This window comes from uncultured Kiloniella sp. (assembly GCF_937128705.1).
Lineage (GTDB): Bacteria > Pseudomonadota > Alphaproteobacteria > Kiloniellales > Kiloniellaceae > Kiloniella.
In genome coordinates, this window is the sequence record NZ_CAKZMP010000252.1 from 1 (window position 1) to 10,562 (window position 10,562).

Genomic DNA, 10,562 nt, shown 5'->3' on the forward strand with positions numbered 1-10,562 from the left:
GGGAAATCCGCACAAGGCGATGAACGCCAGCTTCGGTTTTTAACCAGCCATAAGCATTATGCCCCTTGATCATGACCGTCGCGGACTTCAAACCGGCTTCTTCACCGCTACTTTCTTCCAGCCATTCAACTTTATAGCCATGTTGTTCGGACCAACGCGTGTACATGCGCAAAAGCATTTCAGCCCAATCCTGCGCCTCTGTCCCACCAGCACCAGCATTGACCTGTAGGTAACAGTCATTGGCATCGGCTTCACCAGACAGCAAGCTTTCCAGCTGCTTCTTGTCCGCCAGTTCTTTCAGGGCGAAAATCTGGCTTTCACCTTCATCAACAGAATCCTGATCACCCTCGTCATCGCCCATCTCGATCAGCAAGGTGGCTTCTTCCACATCGCTTTCGATCTTGCGCACAGCCGCAATCGACTGTTCCAGATGGGTACGCTCTTTCATCAGCGCTTGGGCAAGCTGCTGATCATTCCAGAGTTCAGGGTCTTCAGCACGAACGTTAAGTTCGTCTAATCGTCTAAGTGCGGCATCCCAGTCAAAGATGCCTCCTCAGCAGGATCAGCGACTGTTCAATATCGCTAACCGCCGCTTCGATCTCGGCGCGCATGTTTATACGGCCTCCTCATCAGCTAATTTTTAAAATAAATAGTTCGGTTTTTTCTAACCGTTTCGTCTTCTACCTGTTTCAGGCGGGTTAGTACAACCCCTCGGTTGTTAATCCATCGGTCACAGACAAAAGCGGATTGTCATTCTCTTCGCCAGCACCTGAAAAATTAGGCGATGGCACATTTTCCGGCTTGAAGGCTTCGACAATGACATTGCTATCATTCACCCCGGCAAGACGGCCTGTTTCAGCGTTAATTCTGACCAGCCTGATACCTGCCGGAACACGGAAGGGCGTTGCTGGCGCACCTTTTAAGGCCTCTTCCATAAAGGATTTGAAGATTGGCGCGGCAGCACTTGCGCCCTGTTCTCTGGCCCCCAGCGTTTTGGGGTTATCAAAGCCAACATAGGCCCCGACCGCCAAATCCGGAGAGAAACCAAGGAACCAGGCATCAAAGCTTTTGTTGGTTGTCCCCGTTTTCCCGCCAAGCGGCTTGCCAATAGATTTAATTCTGCGCCCTGTCCCACGTTGCACCACACCTTCAAGCATAGACACAACCTGATAAGCGGTTGCGGGATCAACGATCTGTTCGCGCGTATCCGGCAATGTGGGGACAGATTGGTTCTGCCACTCACCATCGCTGACACAGGGTATACAATTTCGGGAATCGTGTCTGAAAACCGTTTTCCCACGCCGATCTTGAATGCGATCAACCAGTGTTGGTTCAATCCGCTTACCGCCATTAACCAGCATGGCATAAGCCGTGGTCATCTGTAGCAAGGATGTTTCCCCGGCCCCCAACGACATGGACAACACGGGTTTCATATTGTTCTCAATACCAAAACGCCTGACATATTCGACAATTTTGTCCATGCCAACATTCTGGGCCAGACGAACTGTCATCAGGTTTCGGGATTTTTCCAAACCAACCCGCATACGGGTCGGGCCATAGAACTTTTTGGTATAGTTCGCTGGTTTCCATTTACCAAGACCTGCCCCCTGATCTAAGGAGAACGGTGCATCCTGAATAAGCGTTGCAGGGGTATAGCCATTATCCAGACCGGTGAGGTAAATAAACGGTTTAATCGCAGAACCCGGCTGTCTAATCGCCTGTGTTGCGCGGTTGAATGAACTCCGCGAAAAGGAAAAGCCACCCGACATGGCTAAAACTCTGCCCGTGTGCGGATCAATGGCGATAAGCCCACCGTTCACATCCGGAATTTGACGCAAGGCAAAAGTATTTTCGGGATAGTCATTTCCTTTTGGTGTTTTGCTAACACCCTCAACAAGAACGACATCCCCTAGTGATAACACATGCCCCGGCGTACTCGGCACGCCGCCAAAACGCTGATTCTTGAGCCACTTACGCGCCCATTTCAACTCGCTCATGGGAATAGTGCCACGGGTGCCGTCAACAAGACCGATGGAAACGGATTTTTTACCAACTTCCAAAACCGCAGCAAGCTGCCAAGGCTCTGCCCCCTTGGGTGTGGGGATCGCTTCCAGCTGTATTTTCCATCCGTCCGGCGATTCCGGATCATAAGTCGCAACCGGACCTCGCCACCCATGACGGCGATCGTATTCAATCAATCCATCGCGCAAACTTTTCTGCGCAATCTTTTGCAGCCTTGGCTGCAACGTCGTGCGAACAGACAACCCGCCTTCGTAAAGCCCGTCTTCCCCATAAAGGTCGATCAACTCACGGCGCACTTCTTCTGAAAAATAAGGTGCGTCAATAACTTCGGTTCGATCCCGCTTGATCACCTTTAACGGGGATTGCCATGCAGTTTCAGCTTCGACCTGGGTAATCTTGCCGTTTTCAAGCATACGCCCGATAACCCAGTTACGCCGCGCGAGGGCTGCGCCGTGACGACGTACAGGGTGATAGTTGGACGGTGCTTTTGGTAGTGCAGCCAGATAGGCCGCTTCTGCAATTGTTAACTCATCAAGGGATTTGTTGAAATAGTTCAACGAAGCCGCCGCGACACCATAAGATCGATAGCCAAGAAAGATCTCGTTCAGATACAAATCCAGAATACGCTCTTTTTCAAAAGCATGTTCAATTCGATAGGTCAGGATTGCTTCTTTGATTTTACGTTCATAAGAAACTTCGTTGGTCAGCAAAAAGTTCTTTGCGACCTGTTGCGTAATCGTCGACGCACCGATCAACCGTTTGCCTGACCCAATGTTTTTGATGTTGGTCAGCATGGCACGGGCAAGCGAGAAATAATTCAACCCACCGTGGGTATAAAAGTCTTTATCTTCCGCAGAAAGAAAGGCGTCTTTAACACGGGTCGGAACCGCTGTGATAGGAACATAAATACGCTTTTCCTTGGCGTATTCTTCCATCAAACGACCATCACCCGCATGGACACGGGTTACGGTTGGCGGATCATAATCCTTAAGATCTGTATGTTCCGGCAGACCTTTGCCATATTCGTAAAAGGCATAGAGAACCACACCCCCGCCAGCAATTGCCATCACAATTCCCAGACCAAACAAATAGCCTAATATCTTAAGAAACTTCACGCCTTAAATCCTAACCAGCATCAATGCATACTCGGCAAATCTGCCTCAAAACTATGACAATCATATGGCAAAATAGACAATAGCCTGCCACACTTTTTGCCCCCACAACGTCAAATAGGAACGATCGTGGGATAAATTCTTTCCCGTTATTATAACAGAAAGCGCAGAGAAGCCAGTTATTGCGCGTTATAACTTTCCAGTTTACCGAAATATTGATCGACTGCCCGGCCAATTGCGGCCACCAATTTTTCCTTGTGCTTGTCGCTTCTCAGTAATCGCTCTTCCTGTCTGTTCGACATGTAACCAAGCTCGACCAATACAGATGGAATTATGGGTGATTTCAGCACGGCAAAACCTGCTGAGCGATGGGGACGTCCCAACAGCTTGGCTTCCCTTTTCATCTCACCAACCAAAACGTTTGCAAACTGCTTGCCTTGATTATTGGTTTCGCGTTGCGCCAGATCGATTAAAATTTTGCTGACATCTGCAGATTGTTCGCTCAAATCAAAGCCTATGATAATATCAGCTTTGTTCTCTTTTGCGGCCAAGGCTTCGGCTTCTTTATCTGACCCGTTTTCAGACAGGCTATAAACCGAGAAACCGCGAACCCGGCTCGACGGATGCTTGTTCGCGTGCAGAGAGATAAAAAGATCTCCATGGGCTTTTTGCGCGATTCCAACCCGTTGTCGAAGGGCCAAAGATGTATCCGTGTTCCGGGTCATAACAACCTTGTAACGCCCTTTACTCTCCAGAATTTTTTTCAGGCTTTGCGCATAACTCAGGGCGAGCTTCTTTTCTTGTATACCCGATACCCCAATAGCACCGGGATCAACGCCCCCATGGCCGGGATCAACAACGATGATCTTTTTTGCATTCTTCGGCTTTTTAGGCGCGGTCAAAGCGGGTGCGATCGGCGTTGCCGCCACCTGTGTTTCTTCCTTTAGCGGCGTCGCGGATGTCAGCTGACGTTTCTGTTCACCCGATGACTTATAGGTTGCCGCGGTAATACGTTTGATATCCACGACCAGTCGATGTTTATGCCCGTCTTTTGGCGGTAGCAAAAAGGCCGAGGTAATAGAAACAGGATATCGTGCATCCAGAACCACGCGACTAATATTCGGTTCAAACAAACCAAAACGGAGTGCCTGCACAGCCCCTGTTGCCCTAGGAACCTTGTTCTTAGGCACCTTCCAGTTCAATTTGGGAAGGTCAATAACAATGCGGTACGGATCAGGAAGCGTGAAAATCCGATAAGCCGGTTCTTCGGATAATTCCATCACAAAACGCGTTTTATCCGGATGCTTTCCGATTCGTATCGCATCCAGATCAGAACTCTGTGCACCCACTGTTACGAAAAGAGCAACCAAGGTCAGGAAAAGTCCCGCCAGTCTGGTACAGCTAAAAAACCTAACGTTCATGCGCTCTTTATCTCAAATATCACTGTTTAACACCAAGCTATTTTCGGTTTGATTCAAGTATGTTACTCGAAAAACATACTCAAAACAGACCCCTATTATCACGTAATTTTAAAATGAATTCAAAAAAGTGAAATTACCTTCTAGCACAGAGGGAGCGGTCCTGTTAGTCTACAGGCAGAAAATTCTACGCTGATAGTGGGACAATATCCCAACTTACAGCGTGTACTGATGCCTCAGGAGGCTCTGTTAGCCAGAAGCTACAGATTTCGGTCTTTATAAAAGACGCCCTGAGAAGCAAGTACAACAAGCCAAACTGATGGGGCAAGGTTTTACAAAAACAACTACCCCCTCAACACTTTTTAACTTAATCGAATCACCTGAATTTTATGGGTGATTCTCAAGCGAGAGCGTTCCCGTTCTAAACTACGGATACGCAGGATAAAGAAACGGTAATGAACGCTCTTGGTCATATAAATTCATCGACAATGATGTTCCGTGCGCCGCCTTTGATACGGCTTACCAAAGGCGCAGGCCGCACGCTGGAGTTACTCACGAATGGCAAAGCGTATGCTAATCGATGCCACCCACCCGGAAGAAGTCCGGGTAGTGGTACACAACGAAAACAAACTTGAAGACTTTGATTTTGAAACCCAATCCAAGAAACAATTAAAAGGAAATATCTACCTCGCTCGTGTAACCCGTGTTGAACCATCTCTCCAAGCTGCATTCGTAGAATACGGCGGAAACAGGCATGGTTTTCTTCCCTTCAGCGAAATTCATCCGGACTATTATCGTGTGCCGGTTGCCGATCGCGATAGCATCATGGCTGAAGAAGCTGTTATTGATGTTCAGGAAGAAGATGAGAGCAATACGCCACCAGCAGAAGAAGATACTTCTGATGTTTCTTCAACCTCCCTCGAGAGTGTAGAAAAGCAACAAGACGACACCATTGAAGAGATCGCCGGGGAAACCTCTGTCGATAGCATCAATGAAGACGAGTCTGACTTTGAAACGAAAACAAAGTCTCGTGTAAACCTCATGAAGCGTTACAAAATTCAAGAGGTCATCAAACGTCGTCAGGTTATTCTGGTTCAGGTCGCAAAAGAAGAGCGTGGCAACAAAGGCGCTGCGCTAACCACATACCTGTCACTTGCTGGTAGATATTCGGTTCTGATGCCCAACACCAACAAAGGTGGCGGGATTAGCCGTAAAATCAGCAATCCAAATGACCGTAAACGTCTAAAAGATATTCTTTCCGAATTGAAAATCCCCGAAGGGATTGCTGTGATCGTTCGTACTGCTGGTAGCCAGCGTACGAAAATGGAAATCAAACGCGATTACGAATACCTTATTCGCCTTTGGAATGAAATTCGCGAAAACACGCTAAAATCCGAAGCGCCAAACCTGATTTACGAAGAAGCGAACCTGATTAAACGGGCGATGCGCGATCTCTATACCAGTGATATGGAAGAGATTTTGGTCGAAGGTGACCGCGGATACAAAATGGCCAAAAGCTGTATGCGATCTTTGATGCCAAGCCATGCCAAGAAGGTTAAGCACTACAAAGGCATGCAGGTTCCGCTCTACCACCGTTTTCAGGTAGAGACACAGATTGATGCCATGCATAACCCGATTGTACAGCTAAAATCAGGCGGATATCTGGTTATCAACCCAACCGAAGCGTTGGTGGCCGTCGATGTTAACTCTGGCCGTGCAACCAAAGAACGTCATATCGAAGAAACTGCTTTCAAAACCAACCAGGAAGCAGCCGATGAAGTCGCACGACAGGTACGCCTGCGTGATCTGGCCGGACTTCTGGTTATTGACTTCATCGATATGGATGACCAAAAACACAACCGCGAAGTTGAACGGCGTCTAAAAGACGCCATGCAAGCAGATCGGGCACGTATCCAGTTGGGGCGGATCAGCCCCTTTGGATTGCTGGAAATGTCCCGCCAACGGTTGCGCCCAAGCATTGTTGAAAATTCAACTGTAGTTTGCCCGCACTGTGACGGAATAGGAACAGTCAGAACCACAGAATCTGCTGCGCTTCATGCGCTTCGTGCGCTGGAAGAAGATGGCATTCGTAAAGGCAGCGGCAAAATTGCGCTCTACGTTCCGACCGAAGTTGCACTTTACATTCTGAATCAAAAACGTTCACGTCTGATAGACATTGAACAACGATATAACTTTGCCGTTGATATCAATGCTGATGACAGTATCGTCATTCCGAACTTCCGTTTGGAACGACTGGTTGCAAATAACGACGGACCAGTTGATGAAATCATGCCGCTTGAGCCTGTAAAATCAACACAGGTAAAATCGACAAGAAAGCTTGATGAAGAGCGTTCGGAACGCCCAGAACGTAATAATAACGACCGTCAAGATGGAGACCTTAAGCGTCGCCGTCGCCGTCGCCGCCGTAAAGACCGCCCTGAATCCTCGGATGCTGACGGCGAAGTTAATCTGGATTCAAGCCTCGACGCTGCCCAGACGGATAGCCAGACCGCTGATAGCGATCAGGATACCGTACGTAACGAGGACGGATTTGACGATGATGGACGTCCACGCAAGCGCCGTCGCCGCGGGAAACGTGGTGGACGCAGAAGAACCAGACGTCCTGAGGGTGAAGAAGAACTGCAAGACGGATCTGAAGCCCAGGAAAATGCGGGTGCTGTAGAATCTGACACCAGTCAGGATACAGAGAACACGTCCGAGGTTAGCGCAGAAGCAACAAACGAAGCTACTGCTTCTACCGAAGACAAAACATCTGATGACGAAAAACCAAAACGTCGTCGCGGTCCTCGTCGCAGAAAACCCACATCAACGGATACATCTGCAAAAGAAGATGCCCCGCAAGACAGTGTAGCCACATCAGAACACTCTGCATCTGCTGATACAGCATCTTCTGGCATGGACGACAGCGAAAACACTTCTTCTGACGAAGCACAGCCAGCTTCCAATGCTGAAGAAAAGCCAAAGAAGCCTCGTGCGCCACGCAAACGGGCGACAACGACAAGGCGCCCTCGCAAGAAAGTCGAAGCTGAAGCCGCAGATACGCCAGTAGAGACAACAGCAGATACAGCAACTGAAGTGACACCGGAACCAACCGCTGCCGCAGAAGAAAAAGAGACTGTTGCTGCCGCCGCTGCTGTAAAATCAGAAAAGACATCAGAGGACGCGCCAAAGGCTAAACCACGAACCCGGGCAAAAGCCGCAACAAAAACTGGACGTCCCGTTGGACGCCCTAGAAAGAAAGCAGCTCCGGCAACCAAGGCAATGACAGAAAAGACAACCACATCTTCTTCTAAAGTCAAAACCATTCCGATTGAAACACCCGCTTCAAAGCCGGAAACCAAGTCGGAGCCTAAAGCTTCAGCCCCCCAACCTGTAGCCGAAGTTGCCGCGAAAAGCCCCTCCGCTAAAGCGGAGACTGCCGCACCGGCTCAACCCTCTGGCCCCAAGAAAAAAGGCTGGTGGAGCAGAATAACTGGAAACTAATCCCAGTTAGACCTAAAACAAAAAAAGCCCCGGATTGATTGATCCGGGGCTTTTTCTTTTCTGGTTATTTTCTGATCGTTTCAGGTAACCCAACAAACAGCTTATCGCCAGCTTTTAAGGCGCTTCACTGCTTCAAGCATTGTCTGTTCCGTCCCAGCAAAAGAGAACCGCATAAAGTGGGTTCCATTAAAAGGATCAAAATCAACACCTGGCGTTGCTGCAATACCTGTTTCAGCCAAAAGGCGTGAACAGAAAGACTGACTGTCATTAGTACGATTGCTAATATCGGCATAGATGTAGAACCCGCCGTCAGCGGGTGCCAAATTATCAAAACCGACGCTTGGAAGCTCGTTCAGCAATATTTCCCGATTACGAGCGTACTGCGCCACGTAACTCTCAAGAACATCATAACACTTAAAGACTGCGGCACCCGCTATTTGAGAAAGTGTCGGCGGGGATATAAAGAAATTCTGAGCAAGACATTCCTCTGCACGCAACATGTCTTCGGGTAGGATCATCCACCCCAGCCGCCATCCTGTCATAGAGAAATACTTGGAAAAGGAGTTGATGATAAATGCATCATCGGTGAATTTCAGAGCTGTCGTTTCCTGCGTGCCATAACTAATACCGTGATATATCTCATCAGAAATCAACCGGACCTCATTCGCATCACAGTAATCTATAATACTTTTCAAAGCCTCTTCACTCAGCATTGTACCTGCCGGATTAGATGGGCTGGCAATGATAACACCATCCAATTCGCCTTGCGCTGCCAACAGCTCGGCCGTTGGCTGAAAGCGTTCTTTCGGACCAACCTCAATCAGGACAGGTTCGATGTCCAGCGCGACGAGTATATTACGGTATGCAGGATATCCCGGTGCTGCTAATGCAACCCGGTCGCCGGGGTTAAACGCAGCAAGAAAAGACAACAGGAAACCCGCCGAAGATCCCGTCGTCACCATGACACGCCTGGGATCAACCTTTTGCTTGTACAGATGCATATAGTGATCTGCAATTCCCTGTCGTAACTCGGGAATCCCCATCGCATCTGTATAACCAATCATCTCAGTATCCAGGGCTGATTTGACTGTCTCAAGAACATAATCAGGGGCTGGTGTTGCTGGCTGACCAAGAGAAAGATGAAGAATGTCTTCACCCGCCGCAGCCCGTTCATTTGCTGCGCGTAAAACATCCATCACGATAAAGGGGGGAATATCCCCCCTGTTCGAAAGCTTCAATGCCATACTTCTGTCCTATCGTGCCAAACGGCTCAAGCCATACCCGCGTTTATCCGCGGCAGAACTACAGGTTTCAGGATTAAACTTTAAACTTTTTGCACAATGGCTAGAATTAACACGGCCAAATTCCGGGGCTGGTCTTGCATCATGACCTTTGCTTTTAAGGCTTTCAATGATGTCACTTGGACTATCTTTCTCGTAAAACACAACATCCGGCTTACCGCTATGGTGTAATCGGGCAGACGACTCAGCTTCCCTTAGCGCGACGTCCCCCAACAAGGTATCCGCCATGACTTTCCCCAATGCAGAGGCACTGACAGCCCCACCCGCGGATGTCCCGGCATATCGGGAAAAAGTGGTTGGATCATTTGCAACAACAACACTAACAACAGTATCCAGGCCATCCGCAGAAGACCGAGGTGGTGCGGGCAAAACAACACCCATGTCCTGAAGCATGCGGCCGGAACCGAACAGGCCGTTCAATGTAAAGCTACAGGCAATAGCATTGTTATATTTATCAATAACAGAGAAACCAGCTGCATAGGGATTTCCAGACGCAGCTATTGGCTGGAATGGCAATGCAGATACTGGTGTCGACTTACCTGAACTATAGCTTTCAAATACATTTTCCAGCGCTTCTTCACCAAGGGCTGCCTCTACGGGAATTTGTCCCGAGGCTACACCAGCACGCACAACATGAGCTCTTTTCAATGCTTCGACAAACATGTGCGCTCTCTCACCTTGAGAAGCCTCACCGTAGTTATCGCTCACATGCAGTTGCCCCAATAGGTTTGCCGTCACAAGCGCACTACCGGAATAGTCACCAGAGAAATAGGCCAGATCATCTTTGACCTGTACGGTAAGTGGCTCTTCAAAAGTTGGTAGGTAATTTCGAATTTCATCACTGGTTAAGGGCAGACCTGCGTTTGTTGACGCCTCGGCATAGCGTCTGGTCAACGCCCCGGCATACAAATATCCTGCCCCCTGAGCTCTCAATCCTCCAAGAAGTCCTGACAATTCAGCTTGAACAAGTTTATCGCCCTCGCGCGGCAGCTTGCCATCTTCGCGTGCAAACTTACTCAAAAGTTCTGCATTAACCCCAAGTCGTTGATTAGCAAGGGCCAGATCATAAGCAAAGGAACGGCTAACAGGGTTTCCAAAGCGTGCCAGATTCTCTCCGTATGCAACAAGCTGCTGCCAACGAACAGAACCGTATTTAGCATGTAGCGCTGCCATTACACGGGGCGCTTTTGGAATAACGCCACCAG

At 48.9% G+C, this 10,562-nt stretch carries 5 protein-coding genes and 1 pseudogene; 1 reads left to right on the plus strand and 5 read right to left on the minus strand.

Annotation, left to right across the window (positions count from 1 at the left end; genetic code table 11):
• The 3 genes and pseudogenes from Q0241_RS13075 to Q0241_RS13085 all read right to left on the minus strand — a co-directional run.
• Nucleotides 1-611 (minus strand): annotated as a pseudogene (locus Q0241_RS13075) (PCRF domain-containing protein); the annotation flags it as partial.
• Nucleotides 612-698: 87 nt separating this feature from the next.
• On the minus strand, nt 699-3,137 hold the full coding sequence (locus tag Q0241_RS13080; RefSeq protein ID WP_366941184.1) for a penicillin-binding protein 1A: 2,439 nt from the start codon (nt 3,135-3,137) through the stop codon (nt 699-701).
• 176 nt (nt 3,138-3,313) lie between these two features.
• Nucleotides 3,314-4,555 (minus strand): N-acetylmuramoyl-L-alanine amidase, encoded by a 1,242-nt coding sequence (locus Q0241_RS13085; protein ID WP_299378163.1) that lies wholly within the window; start codon nt 4,553-4,555, stop codon nt 3,314-3,316.
• A 555-nt stretch (nt 4,556-5,110) separates the two neighbouring features.
• Here Q0241_RS13085 and Q0241_RS13090 point away from each other — a divergent pair.
• Nucleotides 5,111-8,056 carry an Rne/Rng family ribonuclease gene (locus Q0241_RS13090; RefSeq protein WP_299378166.1) on the plus strand — a complete coding sequence of 982 codons (2,946 nt, stop codon included), beginning with the start codon at nt 5,111-5,113 and terminating at the stop codon, nt 8,054-8,056.
• A 101-nt stretch (nt 8,057-8,157) separates the two neighbouring features.
• Here the strand turns inward: Q0241_RS13090 and Q0241_RS13095 are convergent, their stop codons facing one another.
• Entirely contained in the window at nt 8,158-9,300 is a 1,143-nt protein-coding gene (locus tag Q0241_RS13095) for an aminotransferase class I/II-fold pyridoxal phosphate-dependent enzyme (RefSeq protein WP_299378168.1), read from the minus strand.
• A 9-nt stretch (nt 9,301-9,309) separates the two neighbouring features.
• On the minus strand, nt 9,310-10,562 hold a 1,253-nt coding region (locus Q0241_RS13100), incomplete at its 5' end, for a gamma-glutamyltransferase (RefSeq protein ID WP_299378171.1).

Bases quoted from the DNA above. Each gene is read 5' to 3' on its own strand.
- Q0241_RS13085 (WP_299378163.1), bottom strand. From the start codon at position 4,555: ATGAACGTTAGGTTTTTTAGCTGTACCAGACTGGCGGGACTTTTCCTG.
- Q0241_RS13090 (WP_299378166.1), top strand. From the start codon at position 5,111: ATGGCAAAGCGTATGCTAATCGATGCCACCCACCCGGAAGAAGTCCGG.
- Q0241_RS13095 (WP_299378168.1), bottom strand. From the start codon at position 9,300: ATGGCATTGAAGCTTTCGAACAGGGGGGATATTCCCCCCTTTATCGTG.